At 70.7% G+C, this 22,258-nt stretch carries 20 protein-coding genes and 1 tRNA gene; 6 read left to right on the top strand and 15 right to left on the bottom strand.

The annotated features are described in order from the left end of the window. Positions 1-12: 12 nt before the first annotated feature. Complete coding sequence (locus tag KE274_RS07825; RefSeq protein ID WP_211542507.1) at positions 13-726, bottom strand: ThuA domain-containing protein; 714 nt, start codon at positions 724-726, stop codon at positions 13-15. A gap of 3 nt (positions 727-729) precedes the next feature. Further along, complete coding sequence (locus KE274_RS07820) at positions 730-2,175, bottom strand: NAD-dependent succinate-semialdehyde dehydrogenase (RefSeq protein WP_211542505.1); 1,446 nt, start codon at positions 2,173-2,175, stop codon at positions 730-732. Positions 2,176-2,297: 122 nt separating this feature from the next. Between KE274_RS07820 and KE274_RS07815 the strand changes: the two genes are divergently transcribed. Continuing rightward, entirely contained in the window at positions 2,298-3,335 is a 1,038-nt protein-coding gene (locus KE274_RS07815; RefSeq protein ID WP_249186138.1) for a LacI family DNA-binding transcriptional regulator, read from the top strand. Between the two features lie 29 nt (positions 3,336-3,364). On the opposite strand, the gene KE274_RS07810 is transcribed toward KE274_RS07815, so the two are convergent. From KE274_RS07810 to KE274_RS07795, 4 genes are all read right to left on the bottom strand, one after another. Further along, positions 3,365-4,231, bottom strand: coding sequence for a carbohydrate ABC transporter permease (locus tag KE274_RS07810; protein ID WP_211542501.1), 867 nt, complete (start codon positions 4,229-4,231; stop codon positions 3,365-3,367). Further along, entirely contained in the window at positions 4,228-5,166 is a 939-nt protein-coding gene (locus KE274_RS07805) for a carbohydrate ABC transporter permease (protein WP_307872168.1), read from the bottom strand. Before KE274_RS07805 ends, KE274_RS07810 begins: the two co-directional genes overlap by 4 nt. Positions 5,167-5,223: 57 nt before the next feature. Next, complete coding sequence (locus tag KE274_RS07800; protein ID WP_211542499.1) at positions 5,224-6,525, bottom strand: ABC transporter substrate-binding protein; 1,302 nt, start codon at positions 6,523-6,525, stop codon at positions 5,224-5,226. Positions 6,526-6,631: 106 nt separating this feature from the next. Beyond that, complete coding sequence (locus KE274_RS07795) at positions 6,632-7,651, bottom strand: hydroxyacid dehydrogenase (protein WP_249186137.1); 1,020 nt, start codon at positions 7,649-7,651, stop codon at positions 6,632-6,634. A gap of 113 nt (positions 7,652-7,764) precedes the next feature. Here KE274_RS07795 and KE274_RS07790 point away from each other — a divergent pair, with 113 nt between their 5' ends. After that, positions 7,765-8,697, top strand: a complete 933-nt coding sequence (locus tag KE274_RS07790) for an aldo/keto reductase (RefSeq protein WP_211542497.1) — start codon at positions 7,765-7,767, stop codon at positions 8,695-8,697. Positions 8,698-8,712: 15 nt separating this feature from the next. Here the strand turns inward: KE274_RS07790 and KE274_RS07785 are convergent, their stop codons facing one another. Further along, positions 8,713-10,011 carry an MFS transporter gene (locus KE274_RS07785; protein ID WP_211542494.1) on the bottom strand — a complete coding sequence of 433 codons (1,299 nt, stop codon included), beginning with the start codon at positions 10,009-10,011 and terminating at the stop codon, positions 8,713-8,715. A gap of 224 nt (positions 10,012-10,235) precedes the next feature. On the opposite strand from KE274_RS07785, the gene KE274_RS07780 reads away from it, so the two are divergent. Both KE274_RS07780 and KE274_RS07775 read left to right on the top strand, forming a co-directional pair. Further along, positions 10,236-10,472 (top strand): hypothetical protein, encoded by a 237-nt coding sequence (locus KE274_RS07780; protein ID WP_211542492.1) that lies wholly within the window; start codon positions 10,236-10,238, stop codon positions 10,470-10,472. 69 nt (positions 10,473-10,541) lie between these two features. Continuing rightward, positions 10,542-11,477, top strand: a complete 936-nt coding sequence (locus KE274_RS07775) for an aminoglycoside phosphotransferase family protein (protein WP_211542491.1) — start codon at positions 10,542-10,544, stop codon at positions 11,475-11,477. Between the two features lie 179 nt (positions 11,478-11,656). Here the strand turns inward: KE274_RS07775 and KE274_RS07770 are convergent. Together KE274_RS07770 and KE274_RS07765 are read right to left on the bottom strand one after the other, a co-directional pair. Then, positions 11,657-11,747, bottom strand: a tRNA-Ser gene (locus KE274_RS07770). A gap of 45 nt (positions 11,748-11,792) precedes the next feature. Next, complete coding sequence (locus KE274_RS07765) at positions 11,793-12,839, bottom strand: hypothetical protein (protein ID WP_211542489.1); 1,047 nt, start codon at positions 12,837-12,839, stop codon at positions 11,793-11,795. Positions 12,840-12,980: 141 nt separating this feature from the next. On the opposite strand from KE274_RS07765, the gene KE274_RS07760 reads away from it, so the two are divergent. Further along, entirely contained in the window at positions 12,981-13,757 is a 777-nt protein-coding gene (locus KE274_RS07760) for a hypothetical protein (RefSeq protein ID WP_211542487.1), read from the top strand. A 35-nt stretch (positions 13,758-13,792) separates the two neighbouring features. On the opposite strand, the gene cydC is transcribed toward KE274_RS07760, so the two are convergent. From cydC to KE274_RS07735, 5 genes are read right to left on the bottom strand one after another with little or no spacing between them, the layout of a single operon-like run. Then, positions 13,793-15,460, bottom strand: a complete 1,668-nt coding sequence (gene cydC / locus KE274_RS07755; RefSeq protein WP_211542485.1) for a thiol reductant ABC exporter subunit CydC — start codon at positions 15,458-15,460, stop codon at positions 13,793-13,795. Beyond that, positions 15,457-17,124, bottom strand: a complete 1,668-nt coding sequence (cydD, locus tag KE274_RS07750) for a thiol reductant ABC exporter subunit CydD (RefSeq protein ID WP_211542483.1) — start codon at positions 17,122-17,124, stop codon at positions 15,457-15,459. The genes cydC and cydD overlap by 4 nt, the downstream gene beginning before the upstream one ends. Before the next feature lie 30 nt (positions 17,125-17,154). Next, positions 17,155-18,183 carry a cytochrome d ubiquinol oxidase subunit II gene (gene cydB / locus KE274_RS07745; RefSeq protein WP_211542481.1) on the bottom strand — a complete coding sequence of 343 codons (1,029 nt, stop codon included), beginning with the start codon at positions 18,181-18,183 and terminating at the stop codon, positions 17,155-17,157. Between the two features lie 14 nt (positions 18,184-18,197). Beyond that, on the bottom strand, positions 18,198-19,613 hold the full coding sequence (locus KE274_RS07740; RefSeq protein WP_211542479.1) for a cytochrome ubiquinol oxidase subunit I: 1,416 nt from the start codon (positions 19,611-19,613) through the stop codon (positions 18,198-18,200). Next, positions 19,600-20,277, bottom strand: a complete 678-nt coding sequence (locus KE274_RS07735; RefSeq protein WP_211542477.1) for a helix-turn-helix domain-containing protein — start codon at positions 20,275-20,277, stop codon at positions 19,600-19,602. Before KE274_RS07735 ends, KE274_RS07740 begins: the two co-directional genes overlap by 14 nt. Before the next feature lie 100 nt (positions 20,278-20,377). Between KE274_RS07735 and radA the strand changes: the two genes are divergently transcribed. After that, positions 20,378-21,745 carry a DNA repair protein RadA gene (gene radA, locus KE274_RS07730; RefSeq protein WP_211542475.1) on the top strand — a complete coding sequence of 456 codons (1,368 nt, stop codon included), beginning with the start codon at positions 20,378-20,380 and terminating at the stop codon, positions 21,743-21,745. A gap of 10 nt (positions 21,746-21,755) precedes the next feature. On the opposite strand, the gene KE274_RS07725 is transcribed toward radA, so the two are convergent. After that, positions 21,756-22,166, bottom strand: a complete 411-nt coding sequence (locus tag KE274_RS07725; RefSeq protein WP_211542474.1) for a dehydrogenase — start codon at positions 22,164-22,166, stop codon at positions 21,756-21,758. Positions 22,167-22,258 lie beyond the last annotated feature (92 nt).

The following is a 22,258-nucleotide window of genomic DNA, read 5'->3' as shown; positions in this document are numbered from 1 at the left end:
GATGCTGCGCGCTCAGCGGCGCCTGACCTCTCCCAGCCACTGCAGGGTACGAGCGAGCACCTCGCGATGACCCGGCGACGCGTACGAGCGGGCGTCGTGACCGAGGGCGTCGTAGACGACCCGGGACCGGCCGACCACGCGCGTCCACACGAGCGGATGCTGCTCGCCGTCGTGCTCGTGGAAGGCCAGCCGGTCGATCCCGCCGTGCACGCGGAGGTCGGTGTATCGCTCATCCTCGACGGTGAAGTCGGGCGTCCCGGTGGCGAGCGGGTGCCGCGGATCCAGCCGCACCCGGGCTTCGCCGAAGTCGGGATGCCACGACGTCCCGCGCACCCATCGCCCGCCGAGGGCGTGTTCGTAGCTCGGGTAGTCCCGCAGGCTCGCCGCCGCCGAGTGGACGGCGAGGAGGCCGATGCCGCGATCGAGTGCGGCGGCCAGGGCGAGATCCCCGGCTCCGAGTGAGGCCTCCGGCTGCTCGCGCGCGCTCGTCGGCGCCTGCGCGTCGGTCGGATCCCCGGCGTCGGGGCCGTCCGGGTCGCCCGCGTTGACCACGAGCAGACGCACCCCGGCGTCGAGTCCGCGCAGCGCTGCGTCGATGTCGGTCTCGATCTGCGGGGAGAAGCCGGCGGCACGGACGAGTTCCGCCAGCAGAGGACTGGTCTCCGCATACGGGTGCCACGGATCGGCGTAGCGGCCGGTCCCGGTGAGGATGAGCGCGTCGACCATGGTCTATCCCTGCGAGATCAGCTTCTTGACCAGGTATTCGTGCACGGCTTCGGGGCCGCCTTCCGAGCCGAAGCCGCTCTCCTTGCGGCCGCCGAAGAAGGTGTCCCTGGCGCCGACACCGAACCTGTTGACGCTCACCATCCCCACGTCCAGGCGACGCGGCAGGCGCAGCGCCCGGTCGGCGTCCTTGGTGAACACGTAGGCGGCGAGACCGTAAGGGAGCGCGTTGGCACGCGCCACCACCTCGTCCTCGTCGGTGAAGACGCTCGTGGCCGCGATCGGGCCGAACGGCTCGTCGTGCATCACGAGGGCGTCGTCCGGGACGTCGGCGAGGAGCGTGGCGGGCCAGTAGTATCCGACGCTGTCGTCGCCCGCACCGCCGGCGACGACGGTGGCCCCGCGCTCGACCGCGTCCTGCACGAACGGCGCCATGGCGTCGAAGCGGCGCGAGTTCGCGAGCGGTCCCATCTCCGTCGTCTCGTCGAAGCCGTCGCCCGTGCGTGCGGCGGCGAGCAGCTCGCCGAACCGGGCGACGAACTGGGCGTGGACGGCTTGGTGCACGTAGAAGCGCACAGGCGAACCGCACGACTGCCCCGTGTTGTGGAGCTTGGCGCCGAGGGCCTGTCGCGCGACCTCGTCGACGTCGACGTCGTCGAAGACCAGGACGGGTGCGTGGCCGCCGAGCTCCAGCATCACGGGCTTGGCCGCGTCTCCGGCGAGGCGGGCCAGGTGCTTGCCGACGCCGATGGACCCGGTGAACGAGACCTTGCGGATGACGGGAGAGGCGATCAGCGTCTCGGAGATCTGAGCCGGATCGCCGAAGAGCATGCTCAGCACGCCGTCGGGCAGACCGGCGTCGACGAGGGCATCCGCGAGGGCGACGGCGCTGGCGGGGGTCTCCTCCGCCGGCTTGATGACCACGGTGCAGCCGGCGGCGAGGGCGGCGGCGACCTTGCGGCCGGGCACCGTGAGCGGGTAGTTCCACGGCGTGAAGGCCGCGACCGGCCCCACGGGTTCGGTGACGACCAGGGTGCGGCCCTCGTCTCCGGCGGTGGGGAGGACCACCCCGTAGGCGCGCGGAGCTTCCGTGGCCAGGGAGTCGATGATGTCGGCGGTGTAGTCGACCTCGCCGAGCGAGTCGCCGTAGGGCTTGCCGTTCTCGAGGGTCATGGCACGGGCGATCGGCTCCCGGCGGTCGCGCAGCAGTTGCGCGGCTCGCATGAGGATCGCGGCGCGGTGGTGCGGCGAGGTGTCACGCCAGGCTTCGGCGGCCCGCCCGGCGCCGGCGAGCGCGTCGGCGATGTCGTCCGCGGTCGCGAGCGGCACCCGCCCGATCACCTCTCGGGTGGCGGGGTTCTCCACCGCTGCGGTCTCGCGGGTGGCGGCGCCGATGCGCCTCCCGTCCACCAGGAGTTCGATGTCCGGGTAGCCGGATTCCGTCGACGTCATGGGTGCACCTCGGTTCTCTGATGCGGGAAAGCGCTGTCCCGCTGGTTCAGTCTGGCATAGAAAGTGGTCGGTAGGCCGGAAGAAAGCGCATTCCGTTGCGGTTCGCGGTAGTCTTCATGACGATGACTCTCGATACTCGTGGCGGGCGACCGCCGACGCTCTCGGATGTCGCCCGTCTCGCCGGCGTCTCCCAGTCCACCGCTTCCCGCGTCGTGAACGGTTCGGCGCGGCGCGTGGACGCCGAGTACCGCGAGCGCGTGCTCGATGCGGCGCGCCGCCTCGGTTACGCTCCGAACATCGCCGCGCAGGCCGTGGCGAGGGGTGCGTCCCACCGCATCGCCCTCATCACGGGCGGCATCGCCGACGCCTACTTCTCGGCGATGACGGCGTCGATCATGAGCGCTGCGGAGAAGATCGATCTGCGCGTCTCGCTCGCCGTCAGCTCTCGGCGCACGGAGCGCGAGCTCGAGCTGGTCCGCGAGCTCCGGGGCGAGCATCCGCGCGCGATCATCCTCGCGGGAACCGGCTACACCGATGCACGGTCCGACCCCGCCGTCGAGGCGGAGCTGCTGCGCTACCAGGAGACGGGTGGGCGCGTGGTGCTGATCAGCCGCACCGACATGCCGTTCGAGACCGTGTACTTCGACAACTTCGAGGGCGCGCGCCGCCTCGCCGTCGAGATGGTGGCACGCGGCTACCGCTCGCCGCTGCTCCTCGGAAGCGACCTGCCGCTGCGTTCCATGCAGGAGCGCATCGAAGGCTTCACGGCCGGCTTCGCGGAAGCGGGCATCGCCATCCCGCCGTCGCGCGTGCTGCGTCCCGCGTTCCACTGGGACGGCGCGCGCGAGCTCGTGACGTCGCTCGACGACAGCGTGCTCGCGTCCACGGATCTGGTGTTCGCCGTGACGGACGACCTGGCTCTCGGAGCGCTGAACGGGCTCCGCGGGCGAGGCATCGAGATGCCGGGACGCATCGGCGTCGCCGGGTTCGACGACATCACGACCCTGCGTGACGTCGTGCCATCCCTCACGAGCGTGCACGTGCCGGTCGACGAGGTCGCCGCCGAGGCGATCCATCGCGCCACGGCGGCGCCCGCGGAGCTTCGCCGCCGCGTCATCCCCACCCATCCGGTCGTGCGCGCGAGCACACCGCCCCGCTGAGTCCGAGGGCGACGCGCGGCGCAGACGGTTCATGCCTTCACACCGCCCGACATGAGATCCAGGCGCCAGAACCGCTGGAGCGACAGGAACAGCGCGACCACCGGGATGATCGCGATCGCCGCCCCCGTGATGACGAGGGAGTAGAGCGCCGCCTGGGAGGCGCCGGCACGGAGCATGGCGTAGAGGCCGAGCGTGAGGGGGAACTTCGAGTCGTCCGTGAGCATGATGAAGGGCAACAGGAAGTTGTTCCAGATCGCGATGAACTGCAGCAGGAAGACCGTCACCAGCGCGGGGGACATCAGCCGCAGGCCGGTCGACAGGAAGATGCGCCATTCCGTGGCGCCGTCGATCCGCGCGGCCTCCATGATCTCGTAGGGCACCGAGGCTTCGGCGTAGATCTTGCAGAGGTAGATCGCGTACGGGCTCACCAGCAGCGGCAGGATCACCGAGAAGTAGTTGTTGGTCATCCCGAACTGCGCCAGCAGCAGGTACTGCGGGATCGCGAGCATGATCTGGGGCAGCAGCACTGCCGCGACGATGATGCGGAAGATGGACGTGCTCCCCCGGAACCGGTACTTGGCGAGGGCGTACCCTGCGGCGGCGGCGATGAGCGTCGACGCGATGCCGCCGCCACCCGCGTACAGCGCGGAGTTGAGCATCCAGCGTCCGAAGATGCCGTCGCGGTACGCGAGGAGCTCGGCGATGTTCTCGAACAGACCACCGGTGAACGACGGGAGCGCGGTCGGGGTGGAGAACAGTTCGGTGCTGCTCTTGGTCGCGGCGATCACGATCCACAGCACCGGCAGCACGCAGTAGAGGGCGCCGACGAACAGGATGATCGTGGAGAACAGGTTCGTGCGGCTCAGACGCCGGGGGCTGGACGAGACGGTGGTCATCGCTTCTTTCCGATCAGGATTCCGATGCGGTTCACGAGGACGGATGCCCCGACCGTGAGCGCGACGAGCAGCAGCGAAGTGGCCGCGGCACGGTGGATGTCGTCGTTGACGAACGCGTCGGTGTACACCTTCATCAGCGGCACCCAGGTCGACGAGATCGCGTTCGCGAGCGGGCGCAGGGTGGTCGGCTCGTTGAACAGCTGCAGTGCGCCCAGCACCGAGAAGAGCGAGCACATCACGATCGCGGGCCGGATCAGGGGGAGCTTGATGCGCAGCGCGATCTGCAACTCGCCTGCGCCGTCGAGCTTCGCCGCCTCGTACATCTCCTGGGGCAGCCCGCGCAGGGCCGTGTACATGATCACCATGTTGAAGCCGACAACTCCCCAGACGGCGATGTTCGCCACGGAGAAGAAGATCTCCGTCCCGCCGAAGAAGTCGATGACGTCGCCGCCGATCGGACTGGTGGCCGGGAGGTAGAGGAAGCCCCACAGCAGCGACGCGATCACGCCCGGCACCGCGTAGGGGAGGAAGATCAGGATCCGCCACACGCCGACGAGGCGGGTGCGGTCCGCGTCGAGGCACAGGGCGAAGAGCGCGGCGAGGATGATGGTGCCCGGCACGCCGATGCCCGCCACGATCAGCATGCGTCCGAGGCCGGCCCACAGCTCGGAGTCGAGGAAGGCGGCGAGGTAGTTGGCGAACCCGACGAACTCGAGCGTGGATTGCCCTCCCAGGAGCCCGCCGGAGAGCCGGCGCTGCATCAGGCTGAGCACGAGCGCGTAGATGGCGGGGGCGAGCGTGAAGAGGGCGAGCAGGATCAGGGCCGGGGCCAGCAGGGCGAGGGCGAAGCCGGCGTTCGTCCTCGGTCGACGTCGGCCACGCGACTCTTCAGGGGTGTGCCGGCTCGATCGCCGCGCGGCGGTGGTGGTGGTCACGTCTGTCTTTCTCTCGGGAGGGTGGGCGAGGCGGCGGCGCCCCGCCCACCCGGCATGCTATTTCTCGACCGTGAAGCCGAGCTTCTCCATGTCGGCGACCGTGACCTCCTGCATGTTCTTCAGCACGTCGGAGAAGGGGGAGCCGGATTCGATGGCGGCGGCGAAGCCGTCGTTGTAGGCGCCGAACGTGACGGTCGCGTTCGGACCCCAGAGGTCGAACGTGCGTGCCCCCTCGGAGATCTTCGCGACCGTCGAGTAGTAGTCGGGCTGGTTCGGCATGTACTTCGGGGGCGTCTGCAGGGCATCGAGCTTCTGCCCGTTGATCGCCGCCGGGAAGATGTTGATCTTCTCGACCTGCAGCGCGAGTGCCTCGTCGCTGGTGTTGAACCACTCGATGAAGGCTGCGGCTTCCTTCGGGTGCTTCGAGTCGGTGGTGACGGCCGTCGCCGAACCGCCCCAGATCCCGGTGGTGGCGTCGCCCGCGTCCCAGCTGGGAAGCGCGGTCATCGTCCACTTGCCCTCGGTGTTGGGGGCGATGCCGCCGAACTGGGCGGGGGCCCAGGCTCCGGAGATCCATCCGGCATACGTGCCGTCGTCCATCTCCTTGTTCCACTGCGGGGACCAGAAGGGCTCGCCCTTGATGACCCCTTCGTCGATCAGGCCCTGCCAGTAGTCGGCGACCTTGACGGAGGCGGCGTCGTCGATCGCGACCTTCCAGGTCTCACCCTTCGCGGACCACCAGTTCGCTCCCGCCTGCTGGGCGAGTCCGGTGAACCACCCCGGATCGGCCGAGCTGAACGTGCCGAGGTACTTGCTCGGATCGGCCTGGTGCAGCGCGCGGGCGACGTCGGCGTACTCGTCCCACGTGGTCGGCGGCGTCAGGCCGTACTGCTCGAAGATGTCGTTGCGGTAGAAGAAGACGAGCGGCGCGAAGTCCTGGGGCAGGCCGAAGACCTTGCCGTCGAAGGAGACCTGGTCGAACGCCGCCGGGGTGAAGCTGTCGGTCGCGTCCTTGGTGTACTCGGTGATGTCGGCGGCGACGCCGTTCGACACGAGCGCCGGGAGCGCCTGGTACTCGACTTTCACGATGTCGGCGGCGTCACCGGACTTGTGGGCGGTGAGGATGCGGCTGACGAGCTCGTTGCCGCCGGCGGGATCGGTGACCTCGACCTGGATGTCGGGGTGCGACTCGTTCCAGACCTCGGCGATCTCGGGCATCGACGGGTCCCACGACCACATCTGCAGCGTGACGGGGCCACTGCCCTCGTCCTCGGTCCCGCTTCCGGTTCCGGCGCCGCAGCCGGCGAGCAGGGCGGCTGAGGCGACGATCGCCCCAGCGGCCAGCAGGGTCCTTCTCATGGTGCATCTCCTTTGATGGGTAGCCGTCGGGTCGACGTGGGAAAGTGGGTCGGAATGCGCTTTCCCATGAGACTAAGGATGCGTCGCTCGCCTGTCAAGCGGCGGTTCACGCCATGGCCGCGAGTTCGTCGAGAGACACGGCGTGTCGTGCGCTCTCGCCCCGGGCGGCCCTCCGGACCTCCGCGACGACGGAGTCGCCCAGACGCCTGAGCTCGTTGCCCAGGGCTCCCGCGATGTGCGGGGTCACGATCACCGAGGGCGACTCGAGCAGGACGTGCCCTGCGGGCAGGGGTTCGGGATCCGTGACGTCGAGCACGGCCCTGAGGCGTCCGGCCCTGACCTCGTCGACGAGGGCGTCCTGGTCCACGATCGGGCCCCTCGCCGTGTTGATCAGGGTCGCCCCATCCGGCATCAGCCCGAGCAGCCGGCGGCTCACGAGGCCGACGGTGCCGGGGAGCAGCGGGGCGTGAACGCTCACGATGTCACTGGTCGAGAACAGCTCGTCGAGGCCGACCACCCGCGCGTGCTCGCGAATCGGGTCGTCGTCGCGCAGATACGGATCGCTCACGGCGACGTCGAGGTCGAAGCCGCTGAGCAGCGCGATCACGCGCCTCCCGATCTTCGAGGCGCCGAGGATGCCGATGCGGCGGCGGTGATTGCCGATGCGCTCGAAGAGCGGCGAGAGGTCGCCGCCGGGATCGCGGCGGTGTGCGGCCGCGGCGGCGGGGATGCCTTTGCCCTCGAGGAGGATCATGGCGAGCGTGTACTCCGCGACCGGCACGGCGTTCGCGGCAGCCGCCGTCGTCACGCGTATCCCCCGGTGCCAGACCTCCGGGTCGAGGTGCTCCTTGACGGTTCCGGCAGCGTGGTGGATGGCCCGGAGGGCGGGCATTCGGTCGAGCTCCTCGGGCCCGATCCGGGGGCAGCCCCACCCCGTGATCAGGGTGTGCACCGTGCCGAGCCGCGGATCGTCCAGGGTCTGCAGCACGGGTCGGTCGCCGAAGTCGAGCAGGCCGCCGAGGGCCGCGAACTGCTCTGCGGAGAACAGCTGGGTCACGAGGCCGCGGCGCATCACGAACTGCGCGGGCGGCCGGTCGGTCGACATCGGACTCGGGGGGACGGTCATCGATTCTCCTTGGCGGATGCGGCGGTGGCGGACTACGATCGGTGCGCGGGAAACCGCATTCCGAGAATGTAGCAGCATTCGGGACCAATGACGTACGCGAAGGGGCGGTCACCGTGACGACATCGAGGATCGCGGCAGGGTCAGGCAGCTGGGTGCACTGGAACCCGGCGAGCGTCGGAACGGACGTGCCCGCCGCCGATTCCATCGACCTCGTGCTCGCGCTCTTCGAGGATCCGATCGTGCGCGTGCTGGACACCGCGAACAACTACGGCTTCGGCGCCAGCGAGGAGCGGATCGGCGTGGCGATCCGTGAGTACGGCGGTGTGCCCGACGATTTCCTGATCCAGACCAAGGCGGACCGGGACATGGTGTCCGGGGAGTTCTCCGGGGCTCGCGTGCGCCGGTCGCTCGATGAGAGCCGCAGCCGCCTGGGGCTCGACCGGCTCCCCGCGGTCTACCTCCACGATCCGGAGAACATCAGCTGGGAGCAGGCGTTCGCGGTCGACGGGCCGGTCGCCGCTCTGGTCGCCGCACGCGAGGCCGGCGTGATCGGAACCCTGGGTGTCGCGGGCGGACCCTCGTCCCTGATGCGCCGCTACCTCGACACCGGCCACTTCGAGGCGCTCATCACGCACAACCGCTACACGATCGTCGACCGGAGCGCCGAACGCCTGATCGACCACGCGCACACACTCGGCGTCCACGTCACGAACGCCTCGCCCTACGGGGGCGGATTCCTGACCGCCTGGCCGCCGCCCACCGAGCGCTACGCCTACGGTCTTGCAGCACCGAGTGCCCGTCACACCGCGGAGGAAGCGGCCTCCCTCTGCCGGGCGGCCGGTGTCCCCCTGATCGCCGCCGCCCTCGCCTTCTCGACCGACGACCCGCGGATCGACCGGACCATCATCGGCATGCGCACGGTCGACGACCTCCGAGCGACGCGCGACCTGCTCGCGGCACCCGTCGACGACGCGCTGCTCCAGGCGCTGCGTCGGCTCGAGCCCGACCCGCGCGGGTGGCAGGATCCGCCGCAGAGCCTCGGGTAGGGGCGCGGCGAACGGTCAGTGGTTACGGGCGGGCGGATCGAGAGGGACGCGGGCGTTCAAGACGAGCAGCGCGATGCCCCCGACGGCGGAGATGGCGGCGGGGATCCAGAACAGCATCGGAAGACCGAGCCACAGCGAGCCGACGCTGCCCACGAAACCCCCGACGGCGGCATTGATCGCATAGGAGCTCATGAAGACGCTCGTGGCCATGCCCACGCGTGTGGGGACGAGGCGTTGGGCGACGGTGATGCCCAGCACGCCGAACGTCGCGATCACTCCCGCCATGAGCACCTGCCCCACGACGAGCGGCACGATGTGGGGCGTGACCTGCCCCGCGACGGCATAGGAGACGTGCGCGGCGACCGCCATCATCGCGCCGCCGGTGAGCACGCGCGCGAGGCCGAAGCGGGTCGCGAGCCGTGCGGCGAAGGGCATGAGAAGGAGTTCGACGAGCGGCTGGAAGCCGATGATCGCTCCGCGCACGCCGGCGTCGACGCGCAGCCCCCCGTCCATGTACAGCGGCAGGTAGGCGAGCTTGACCGTCTCGCCACACATGATGAGCACGTAGATCGCGGTGAAGACCAGGAGCGGCAGCATCGAGCGGGGGTGCTGCGGCGCCGGCGGCTCGACGGGCGGGGCGACGACCCGTCCCGGCTCGCGGATCGGCGTGGACCGGGCCCGCCGCGCCGCCGCGTCGGCCTTCACACCGATGAGCGGCACCAGGGAGAGCAGCACGCAGAGCCCGGTCACGAGGAGCAGAGGACGCAGGCCGATGAGCGCGCCAAGGACGGCGCCGATCACGGGACCGACGATCCACCCGAACGCCATGGCCATCCGCATCACCGCGACGACCTCGTTGTCCGCGGGCGTCGGCCGCCGGTTCAGCTCGTCCCGCACCGCCGCCTGCAGCTGCGCGGCCCCGGCGCCGGCCGTGCTCAGCAGCAACAGGTTGATGGCGAACGGCATCCACGCCTGCATGGCGACCGCCATCAGGACCCAGCCGACGAACCCCGCGAGGGCGGAGAGCCGGAAGACCAGCAGTCGCGAGCCGGTGCGGTCCGACAGCGACCCGACGAGGTAGCCGGCGATGGGCGCGCTGAGGTTGGTGAGGAAGTAGAGGCCCGCCTGTGCCGTGGACAGCTGCAGCTCCCCCACGAGGAACAGCGTGATCTGCGGAACCGTCACGGAGATGCCGATGCCGGAGATGACCAGGCTGACGAAGACCCCGCGCAGGAGGCGCGAGCGGAGGATGTAGCGGGACGCGGACGGCGGTCGGCTCGACGGGTCCGCGGTCTCCGAACGCCGAGATGCCACGCAGAACCATCCTCGTGTGCCGTGCGAAAGGGGGGAACCGCCATGCTATCGAGGCGGAGAGCGCGGCGGCGCGGTGGCGACGACGGCTACCTCGTGCACGGCCGGGCGGCGCGCCGCGCCTGTCGTAGACACGGTGAGCCGGCTGCGGGAGGATGGGCGACGAACGAGGAGGGGCTGAGTCGCCGCCAACGCGCGACCGACTCACGCGCGGGCGGGAGGTGGCGTTGGATCTCATCATCTTCTTCGTGGCGATCATCTCCGAAGCATCTACATGGATGAAGGAGACGTTCCTCGCCGCGCTTCCCTACCTGGCCGTCGGCGTGGTGCTGGTCACGATATCTGTCGCAAGCGTTGCCACCGCGGCCTCGAAGCGCCACCGACCCGTCGCCGGTTCGAGACGCCTGGGCGATCCAGCGGCTGCCGACTCCGTCCCCGCGGCCGTCGACATTCGCCACAGGTGACACGAGTGACACCGTCAGCCCCCGCCGCCGTCACGGTCAGCGGTCGCTCGCTGTGGTGAACTTCTCTGTATGGGCAGCGATCAGCAGTTCGTCGTTCCGGCGGGGATTCTCCGTGCGTTCGAGAGCGGTGACGACGCTACCCGCGCATGGGCACGTGTGTTGTCGTCGGTAGCCGGCGACCTTCTTTACGAGTGGCAGCTCCGACCAGAGGGTGTGGTGCGATCGGGGGCTGCGGGGATCGTCGTACCGGTGCGTCGCGCCGACGGGACGCGCGCAGCGCTGAAGTTGCAGGTTCCGCGCGCTGAAACGACGGCTGCAATCCTCGGCCTCGTCCAGTGGAACGGCCGTGGAATAGTCCGCCTCCTGGACAGCGACCCCGGCCGGGGCGCAATGCTGCTCGAGCGCCTCCATGGTGACCGCTCCCTCGAAGCCCTCGAAGACGATGACAGCGCCGTTCGTGTGGTCGGCTCGCTCCTGGCGCGCTTGCACAGCACGCCTGCCCCCGAGGGACTTCCCCATGTCGGAACGGTCCTCGCAGGGATGCTGAGCGACGCGCCCGCAGCGATGGGCTCGCTTGAGGGCGAGGATCGGTCTCGCCTTCATCGATGGATGCGAATAGTCGCCGAACTCGAAGCCGAGCCCGGGAATCGCCTGCTGCATTGGGATCTGCACTACGGCAATGTCCTCGCAGCCGACCGTGAACCCTGGTTGGCAATCGACCCGGAGCCGCTCGTCGGCGATCCGGGATTCGATCTTTGGCCCGCTCTGGACAGCGGGTGGAGCACGGACGACGCCGTCAGTGACGCGCACCGCATCGTGCGACGACGCTTCGACATCCTCACCGAGATGCTCAACCTCGACCGTGCCCGTGCGGCGGGGTGGACGGTTGCTCGCCTGCTGCAGAACACGCTGTGGGATATCGAGGATGGGCAGGCCGCCATCAGCCCGTCCGCGAAAACGGTGGACGACGCTCTGGCCTCCTTCGATGCGTTCGGCGCAGGGTGAGCGACGAGGCAGGAGGCACTGCTCTTATCCCACCTGATGGGTCGCGCCTGAGCCCCTGTCGCGTCACCGCGTCACGACCTTCGCGACCCGGCCGGACGAGCAGTACGAAAGTATGCACCGCGAATTCACCGCGCCCCACTTCAGACACGGAAAAACCCCCGATTTCTCGGGGGTTTCCATGGCGGTGACGGTGGGATTTGAACCCACGGTAGGGGGTTACCCTACACAACTTTTCGAGAGTTGCACCTTCGGCCGCTCGGACACGTCACCGCGGATCAGTTTACGACAGACGGGGCGGCCGCGCGAATCGACGGGTCACCAGGCGGCCGCGACCTCCGCGTGCGTGCGGAGGATGCCCTCGGTGGAGCCGGCCGGGGCGCGACCGATACCGCACTCGGTGGCCACGCCGAACGCCGACACGTAGGGGGCCGCCGCGGCGATCCGTCGCCGCGCACCCTCCTCGCCGTCCTCCCGGTGCACGAGCCCGAGGTACAGCTCCCCCACCGGGGCGAGCTGCGCGAGCGGGGCGAAGTAGGCCTCGTCGTCGTGGGCGATCGGCACCGGAAGGTGCAGCCACGTGAGCGGACGGGAGCTCGCGGCGGCCACGGCGTTCGCGTAGCGCACCAGGTTGCCGGCGTCGTCGGGCTCGAAGAAGTGCTTCTCCCCCGCGTCGCCGTAACAGAGGTGCACCCCGACCTCGACGTCGGCGGGCACCGCATCGACCAGCGCCGCCAGCCGCTCCACCAGGCCGTCGAACGGATCGCCCGGCCACCACGCCTCCATGACGGCGCCGTAGCCGGAGGCGCGTTCGATGATGCCCATCTCGCTGGCCACATCCCACTGCACGGCGAGGTCGCGGCGCGGGATGCCGTCGAGGATCTCGTCGAGCTCGCGCAGGATCGCCGCGGTGTACAGGGGCTCGATCGCGGCGCGGTCGTCGCCGTGGAAGAACGAGGAGATCACGGCGAGCGGGGTGGGCAGAGACACCTGGAACCGGGTGCCGTCGGCCACGACGCCCTCCGTCCGCAGTCGGGTGAACAGCGCGTACGACGCGAGCGCCGCCTCGGCGTAGCCCAGCGGCGGCAGGACGATGCCGGCGGGGTCCACACCCTCGGCGAGGCGGAGTCCGCGCGCGTCGATGCCGGCCGGGAACGGGATGGGCTCGTCGCCGATCCGCTCGATGCCCTCCGCCTGACCGATCACGTCGGGCTGGAACATGATCCAGTGGAACCGTTTCCCCACCTCGCCGTCGGGGATGCGCCGCAGGCGATCGCCCAGCAGCTCGGCCGCCGTCCGGATGGTGGTCTCGGCGTCGTCGTAGTTCACACTGCCCACGAGAAGGGCACCCTGGGGCTGCGTCATCGCCCCAGGATATCGGTGGGGGTACGGCGCGACCGGCCGCCCGTTTTGCCCGGCCGGGCCATCCGACACCACCGCTCGCGCCGGTTAGGATTGCCTAAGAACCCGCCGTCTTGGGGTGGCATCGACGGGAAGGACAGCAGCATGGCATTCATCACCTCCGAGGCTCTCGCCGACACCGGCTACGTCGTCCTCGACGACGACACGAGCCCCATCGATCCCGCCGAGTGGCGTGACCTGGAGTACGTCGGCTGGCGCTCGTCCGGCATCACCCGCTTCGCCCCGCTCACCAGCTACGCGGGCGACATCGACTGCAACGGCTTCTGGAACCGCACCCCTCCGCGCACCGACAAGGACGGCGTCTGGATCGACGCGCAGGTCGCGATCGCCCCCACCCTGCAGCGCCGCGCCCTCGAGCCCGGCGCCGGCGTGGGCCGCTGCCGCGTCATCGAGCTGCAGCCCAACGACTACGCCGACGCGATCTACAACCTGCACCAGGACGACAACAACCGCCTCAACGAACCGGGCACCGGCTGGGTCGTGCGCGGCTACGTCAACCTCACCGACGACACCGACTCGATGCTCATCCTCCGCTCCGACCGCTTCGACCCCGCCACCGAGGTGCGCCTGCCCCTGCGCGCAGGCTCCCGCATCGTGATCGACACGCAGCGGTTCTGGCACGCGGTGTGGCACCGCGGCACGGCCCCGCGGTACGCGCTCATCACCTCGTGGACCAGCGGCCCCGAGCTCGACGCCTACATCGCCGCCCACCACGGCGACCCCCACCCGCCTACGGTCGAGCTCGACCCGCGCCTGGTCGACGCCGCACAGGTGGAGATGCACCGTCGGATCGAGGAGCGCCGCCGAGCGTTCGAGGCGCAGGGCATCGTGATGGAGCCGCCCGTCGACATGAGCGTCTGACCCCACGGCCCCACGCGGCTCCGGTCGCGCGACGGTCAGAGCGTGCGGCCGCCGTCGAGCCGCACGACCCGGTCCACCGTCCCCTCCGGGGGGTCCACGTGCGAGATCAGCAGCACCGTCTGCTCCCCCGCCGCATCGAGCAGGTCGCGCAGCAACGCGTCGGACGCCTCGGGGTCCACTCCCGCGGTCGGCTCGTCGAGCACCAGCACCGGGAAGCCGCGCAGCAGGGCCCTGGCCAGGGCGATGCGCTGCGCCTGGCCACCCGACACGAGCGCCCCGCGGTCGCCCACCCTGGCGTCGAGTCCCCCGCGCTCCCGCGCCCACGCGCCGAGCCCCACGCGGTCGAGCACCTGCAGCAAGTCCGCATCGGTCGCGGTGTCCCTGGCGAACAGGAGGTTCTGCCGCAGATCCTCGTCGAACAGCTGCGGGTGCTGCTCGGTCAGGCCGATCACGCGGCGCAGCGCCGGACCCGACAAGGCTGCCGCGTCGTGCCCGTCGATGCGGTACTCCCCGGTCACGCGGAGGAAGCCGACCAGGGCGGCCGCGAGCGAGCTCTTGCCCGCACCGCTCGGCCCCGTCACCAGCACCCGCTCCCCCGGCCGCAGGTCGAGGTCCACTCCGCGCAGCGCCGGAGCGCCACCCGGCCACGCGGCGGTCACCCCACGGAGGCTGACGCGCGGCGTGCGGTCGAACCCGAGGTCCTCCCCCGCGTCCGTCCGCAACTCCGCAGGCATGCGCTCCGGCAGCACGTCGACGATGCGCTGGGCACTCGCCCGCACGCTGCGCCATGAGGCCGCGGCGATCGGGACGGCACCGAACACCTCGAACACCACCATCGGCACGAGCACCGCGACCGCGAGCCACGGCGCATCGATGGCCCCGGTCGTGAGCCCGGGAGCGGCCGCCGCGAGTGCCCACACCGACGCGGCCCCCGCCAGCAGCGACACCGTGCCCGCGGCCACGGCCTGCGCGAGCGACGCCCTGCCCACCACGCGGCGCAGCGCCAGATCGGCCACCCGGATGCGCTCGCGCGCCTGACCTTCCGCGCCATAGGCGAGCAGCACGTCGAGGCTGCCGAGGTAGTCGACCAGCGCCGCCGACACCTCGGCACGACGGGCCGACACGGCCGCCTCGGCCCGCGAGCCGAACACCCACCCGAGCCCGATCGCGGCGAGCGCCGCGGCCACCAGGCACACCGCGAGGGTGAGCGCGGCAGCGGGCGACACGAACGCCAGGAACCCGACCGCGCCCACGGCCACGACCCCCGACACCGCGAGCGGCTGCACCACGCGCAGCGGCAGGTTCTGCAGGTTCTCCACGTCGTCGACGAGCGCGGCGAGCACCTGCCCCCGATCGGTCGCGCCGAGCGCCGCCGGCGAGAGCGGGATGAGCCGGCGCACCAGGTCGGAGCGGGTCGCGGCGAGCTGCCGCAGCGCCGCATCGTGCCCGCTCAGCCGCTCCAGGTAGCGGGTCACCGCGCGCGTCACGGCGAAGAACCGCACCCCCACCACCGCCACCGACAGCGGCACGAGCGAGTCGACGATCGAGGCGCTCACGATCAGCCAGCCGCTCACCGCCAGCAGGCTCACCGCGGCACCAGCCGACAGCACACCCCAGATCAGCCCCGGCAGGAACCGCGCCACGGGCGGCTGCGCGAGGCGGAGCACCTCCCGCACCCGGTGAGCCCTGGTCGTCTCGCTCATGCGCTCACCCCCAGCGCCACCACGCGGTCGGCGATGTCGCGCGCCGAGCGGCGGTGCGACACCAGCAGCACCGTGGCCCCGGCGTCGGCGCGGGCGCGCAGCGAGGCCCACAGCCGCTCCTCCGTGGCGGAGTCGAGCGCGCTCGACGGCTCGTCCAGCGCGAGCACCGCGTGCTGCGCCGCGGCCTGACGGTACAGCGCCCGCGCCACGGCCACGCGCTGCGCCTGTCCACCCGAGAGCCCGGCCCCCTGCACGCCCAGCTCGCGGGCGGCATCGATCCCCTCGGCGCACGCCGCATCCAGCGCCGACCGCACCCGCGCCGCATCGGGCTCCGCCTCCCCCAGCGCCACGTTGTGCGCCACGGTGCCCCGGATCAGCCCCGGCGCCTGTCCGGCCCACGCCAGCCACTCCGACGGCGCCAGTGCTCGCACGTCCTGCCCGGCCCACGTCGCCTCCCCTGCGAACGGCACCGCCCCCCGCAGCGCCGCCAGCAGACTCGACTTGCCCGAGCCGCTCGGCCCCTCGATCAGCGTGATGCTGCCCGGCGCGGCCGTGAACGACACCGGCGGCAGGTCGCGCACCCGCAGGCCGTCCACCACCAGCACCCCGGCCTGCGCCGGGACCGCCGCGCCCGCCGCTCCCGCTCCCGCGCCCGCCACTCCCGCTCCCGCGCCCGCTCCCGCAACCGCGCCGCCCGCGGCTCCGCCCCGCTCCCCCGCTCGCGCCTCGTCGAGCACCGCGAACACGTCCTCGGTGGCGGCGACCCCCTCGGCCGCCGCGTGGAACTGCACGCCCACCTGCCGGATCGGGAGGAACGCCTCGGGTGCCAGCAGCAGCACGAACAGCCCGACCTCGAGCGTCAGGTCGCCCGACAGCAACCGGAAGCCCACCGCGACCGCGATCAGCGCCACCGCCAGCGACGACAGCAGCTCCATCGAGAACCCCGACAGGAAGGAGAACCGCAGCACCTTCATGGTCTCGCGACGGTAGTCGTCGGCGGTGGCCTCGATGCGGTCGGCCGCGCGGGCGTCCCGGCCGAACAGCCGCAGCGTCGACAGCCCCTGCACGGTGTCGGCGAACCGGGCGGCCAGTCGCTGCAGCGTCTGCCACTGCCGCTTCTGCACCGTGCGGGTGGCGATGCCGATCAGGATGAGGAACAGCGGGATGAGCGGCAGCGTGATGAGCGCCGTGAGACCGCTCGGCCAGTCCTGCCACCACATCACCGCGACGAGCACGGGCGTCGCGATCACCGTGAGCACGAGCTGCGGGATGTACCGCGCGAAGTACGCGTCGAGTGCCTCCAGCCCGTGCCCCGCGGTGACCGCGAGCTCGGTCTGGTTGCGCTGCGCCAGCCACCCGGGCCCCAGGCGCCCCACCGCCGCCACGAGCGCGGACCGCAGCTGCATGCCCGTGCGAGCGGCCGCCCGGGTCCCCGCGGCGTCGGAGGCGGCGATCAGCACCCCGCGCACCAGGGCCGTCGCGAGCAGCGTGAGCAGCACGACCGTGACGTCACGCCCCGCGATGGCCCCCGTGATCGCCTCGGTCAGCAGCCACGCGAACGCGATCGTGACCGCGGTCTGCGCGACGCCGATCAGCGCGGAAGCCGCGAGGTAGCCGCGGGCGGCAGCCGCATAGCGCAGCAGTCTCGGGTCGACGGGTTTCATACGGGGGCGATCATCGGGGGCTGGACGGGGTCACGCGTGCGCCGGCGCCCCCTCGATCGAGCTGCGGGTGACGCGCTTGCGGAACACCCAGTATGTCCAGGTCTGGTAGGCGATGACGAGAGGCAGCGCGATGAGCGCGGTCCAGGTCATGATCTGCAGCGTGTACGGCGTGCTCGACGCGTTCGCGATCGTCAGGCTATACGCCGGGTCGATCGTCGACGGCATCACGAACGGGAACAGCGCGGCGAACAGCATGACCACGGCCGTCAGCACCGTGACGATACCCGCGGTGAACGCCTGTCCGTCCCGCCCCCGCAGCGACAGCACGATCGCGGCGATGAGCGACACCGCGGCCACGGCACCCGCGCCCGCGACCAGCCACAGCAGCGGCGCCTCCCGCCCCGCGGCGAGGAAGTACGTCCACAGCACGGTGGCCGCCGCGGCGATCACGGTGGGGACGGCCGCGCGCGCCGCGAGCTTCCTGGCGTCGGCGTGCACCTGGCCGTCGGTCTTGAGCGCCACGAACAACACCCCGTGCAGGAAGAACAGCAGCAGCGTGGTCACGCCCACCAGCAGCGCGTACGGGTTGAGCAGCGAGAAGAACCCGCCGACGAAGATGTGGTTCTCGTCGATCGCCACGCCCTGCACGATGTTGCCGAAGGCCACACCCCACAGCAGCGCCGGCACCACGGAGCCGATCACGATCATCCGGTCGAAGCCCTGCTTCCACTTCCGGCTCTCCCGCTGATGGCGGTACTCGAACGAGACGCCGCGGAGGATGAGCGCGAGCAGGATGAGCAGCAGCGGCAGGTAGAACCCGCTGAACAGCGTGGCGTACCACTCGGGGAACGACGCGAACAGCGAGGCACCGGCCACGATGACCCACGTCTCGTTGAGGTCCCACACCGGGCCGATCGTGTTGATGACCTGGCGACGGGACACGTCGTCCTTGCCGAGGAACGGCAGGGACATGCCGACGCCGAAGTCGAATCCGTCCAGAACGAAGTACCCCACGAAGAGGAAGGCGACGATCCAGAACCAGAGCGTTGCGAGATCCATGATGCTCCTCCCTCTCAGTACACGACCGACGGCAGCTGGGCCGTCTCCTCATGGGGCTGTTCGTCGGTGTCCGGCCCCTTCTGGGCGGCCTTCACGATCAGCCGCACCTCGACCACCGCGAGGGCGGCGTAGATCGCGGTGAAGGCGATCAGCGAGATCAGCACCTCGAGGCCGCTCACGCCGGGCGAGACGCCGTCGCGCGTGGACATCAGCCCGAACACGATCCACGGCTGCCGGCCCATCTCGGTGAACACCCAGCCCATGATGTTGGCGGCGAGCGCGAGCGGGAACGACCAGATCGCGACCTTCCACATCCACGGGGCGACCGGCTTGGCGGCCTTCTTGCGGGTGACCCACAGGCCGGCGACCGCGACGAGGGCGGCGGCCATGCCCAGGCCGATCATCCAGCGGAACGACCAGTACGTGACCCAGAGGATCGGGGCGAAGTCGGTCAGCCCGGTCGAGGCGTAGGTCTGGGCGTACTCGGCGTTGAGGTCGTTGATGCCGTGCACGCACGCGTCGAGCGTGTGCGTCGACAGCAGCGACAACAGGTACGGGACGCGGATGGAGAACAGCTCGGAGCTGCCGTCCGGGGTGCCGAGCGTGAACAGGCTGAACGAGGCGTCCGGTCCGCACACCGTGTTGAACGTCGCCTCGGCGGCGGCCATCTTCATGGGTTGCGCGGCGTACATCGCCAGACCCAGCTGGTCCCCCGTGAGCACCACGCCCGCGGTCGAGAAGATCATGGCCCACAGCCCGAACTTGAGCGAGATGCGCATGGTGTCGAAGTGCTGACCGCGCGCCAGGTGCCAGGCCGACACCGAGATCACGACACCGGCGGCGAACATGAGCGCGCCGAAGATGGTGTGCGGGAACGCGGCGAGCGCGACCGGGTTGGTCAGCAGCGCCCAGAAGTCGGTCAGCTCGGCGCGGTTCGTCTCCGGGTTGAACGTGTAGCCGACCGGGTTCTGCATGAACGCGTTGGCCGCGATGATGAAGTACGCCGACAGGATGCTGCCGATCGACACGAACCAGATGGTGGCGAGGTGCAGCTTCTGCGGAAGCTTGTCCCACCCGAAGATCCAGAGCCCGATGAACGTGGCTTCGAAGAAGAACGCCAGCAGACCCTCGAACGCGAGCGGGGCGCCGAACACGTCGCCGACGAAGCGCGAGTAGTCCGACCAGTTCATGCCGAACTGGAACTCCTGCACGATGCCGGTGACCACGCCCATGGCGAAGTTGATCAGGAAGATCTTGCCGAAGAACCGGGTGAGGTGGAGGTACTGCACCTTGCCGGTGCGCACCCACGCGGTCTGGAAGATCGCGGCCACCAGGGCCATGCCGATCGTCAGCGGCACGAAGAGGTAGTGATAGACGGTCGTCAGCCCGAACTGCCATCGGGACAGAGCGAGCGGATCAAGCCATTCCATGCGCGACTCCTGTTCTGTCGGACTGCTGCGTCGTGGTGTCGCGCAGCTGCACCGTGCACTCCGACGGGCTCTCGGCGTCGCGCACGCACGCGGCGGCGAGCGGACCCCCCGCCTCGGTCAGCACGCTCTGCATCAGGCCCAGATGCACCTGGCACAGCAGCGGGCGGTCTTCCGGACGGCCGGCGGCGTGCGGGCACGGGCTCAGGTCGACCGTGAGAACCCGGTCGTCGACGACCGGTTCGAAGCCGCTCTCCTCGAGGTGCTCCACGAGGGCGTCGAGCTGATGCACGGCGTCGCGGCCGAGCGTGCTCACTGCCGCGGACGGCACCACGCTGCGCAGCAGGTCGCCACGACGTGCCGCCGCCTTGGCCTTGTCCCTGGCGACCGGGCTGGAGGCGTCGGACGCCCCGGTCGCGGCGCGGTAGAGCGTGCGCGGACGGCCGCGGGTGGTGCGGCGCTCGACCTCGGGGATGACGTAGCCGCCCTCGATGAGCCGCTGCAGGTGCTCGCGGACCGTGTTGGCGTGCAAGCCGGTGGCCGCGCAGAGCTCGGCGACCGTGAGGTGCCGGGACACCCCGCTCGCTCCCGCCTCGAAGAGCAGATGCAGGATGCGCACCCGGGAGTAGCTCGAGATCGGTCCGCAGACGGACCCGCCGTTGGACATGTCTCCATTATTCTGGCGATCGACGGGCCTTTTGGTGGTCCGGGCCGTGAATAATCACCCGGGCGATAGGGATGTCTGATCCCGCCGATAGCCTGGGGACATGGCCACCCGCAAACCCGCTCCCCCCGCCTTCGTGTGCACCGAATGCGGGTGGACGACGGCGAAGTGGGTGGGCCGCTGCGGAGAGTGCCAGCAGTGGGGCACGGTGCAGGAGCAGGCGGCCCAGACCGGGATCCTCCGTCGCGTCTCGGCCCTCGCCCCCACCGCGGAGCGCGCCGCCCGGCCCATCACGCAGATCACCACGCAAGACGCCCCTCGCCGCACCAGCGGGGTCGGTGAGTTCGACCGCGTGCTGGGCGGCGGCATCGTCCCCGGTGCCGCGATCCTGCTCAGCGGCGAGCCGGGCGTGGGCAAGTCGACCCTGCTGCTCGAGGTCGCAGCCCAGGCCGCCCGCTCCGGACGACGCGTGCTGTACGCGAGCGCCGAGGAGTCGCCGGCCCAGGTGCGGCTGCGGGCCGAGCGCACCGGGGCGCTGCACGACGAGCTGTACCTGGCGAGCGAGACCGACCTGGCCACCATCCTCGGGCACATCGACGAGGTGCAGCCGCAGCTCGTGATCGTCGACTCGGTGCAGACCGTGTCCTCGTCGCTCGTCGACGGGGCCGCCGGGCAGCCCAGTCAGGTGCGCGAGGTCGCCGCGACCCTCATCCGCGTGGCCAAGGAGCGCGACCTGCCGATCGTGATCGTCGGCCATGTCACGAAAGACGGCCAGGTCGCAGGGCCCCGCGTGCTGGAGCACCTGGTCGACGTGGTGTGCCACTTCGAGGGCGACCGGCAGACCTCGCTGCGCTTCATCCGGGCGCTCAAGAACCGGTTCGGTCCCACCGACGAGGTGGGCTGCTTCGAGATGACAGGCGACGGCATCGCCGAGGTGCCCGACCCGTCCGGCCTCTTCCTGTCGCAGGGGGCGACGGAGCCCGGCACCTGCGTCGCGATCTCGCTCGAGGGGCGCCGCGCGCTCCCGGTCGAGGTGCAGGCGCTCACAGTGCCCAGCAATGCGCCGAACCCGCGGCGTATCGTGCACGGTCTCGACGCGTCGCGCGTGGCCATGGTGCTCGCCATCCTGGAGCGCCGGGCGGGTGTGCCCACCGGGAGCCTCGACGTGTACGTGTCGACCGTCGGCGGCGTGCGCTTCACCGAGCCGGCGGCCGACCTCGCCATCGCGATCGCGGTGGCCGGGTCGATCCAGATGATCTCGGTGCCGCGCACGGTGGCCGCCGTCGGCGAGCTGAGTCTGGCGGGTGAGGTCCGTCCGGTCACGCAGGCGGCACAGCGCCGCACCGAGGCGGCCCGATTGGGCTACGAGCAGGTGGTCGACGACCGGTCGAAGACGCTGCGCGCGGCCCTGGGCGACATCCGGTCGCGCAACGGGGCGCGGCGCCCCGACCGCGACATCCCGCCGTTCTGAGTCGCGTCGGTCAGGCGTCGAGCGCCTTGAGCAGCTCCACCGGGTCGGCCTGCATGGGGTGGGGACCGGCGATGTCGAGGAACACGGTCGTGATGGGGTGCGCCGACAGGAACCGTCGCAGCCACGCGGCGTCGTAGATGCCCACCCCGGGCGGCAGGTTGGCCGGCTTGTTCTTCGCGTCGCTGAAGAGCAGCAGCGCGAGGTCGCCCGTGTTCTGGTCGCGGTAGGTCCACACCTCGCCGCCGTCGAGCGGGTTGTCGCGCGCGCCCGGCTTGATGAGCGGGACCACGGTCGTGCCGTGCCGCAGGGCCAGGGCGACCGCGGCGACGTCCTGCTTCTCCAGGGCCACCGCGAGCGCCTCGGACCGGAAGTCCTCGGGGGCGGGCTTCTTCTTGCCGGACTTCGCCTTCTTCGCAGCCATGTCTCCAGCTTAGGCATCGGCACGGCGGCGGAGACCTCACCCGGCGGGAGCGGGGCGGCGCGAGCTCGACGCGGCGCCGGGAAAAAATTGGG

The organism is Microbacterium paraoxydans (genome assembly GCF_018224615.1).
Lineage (GTDB): Bacteria > Actinomycetota > Actinomycetes > Actinomycetales > Microbacteriaceae > Microbacterium > Microbacterium paraoxydans_B.
This window is presented reverse-complemented; position numbering and strand designations above follow the sequence as displayed.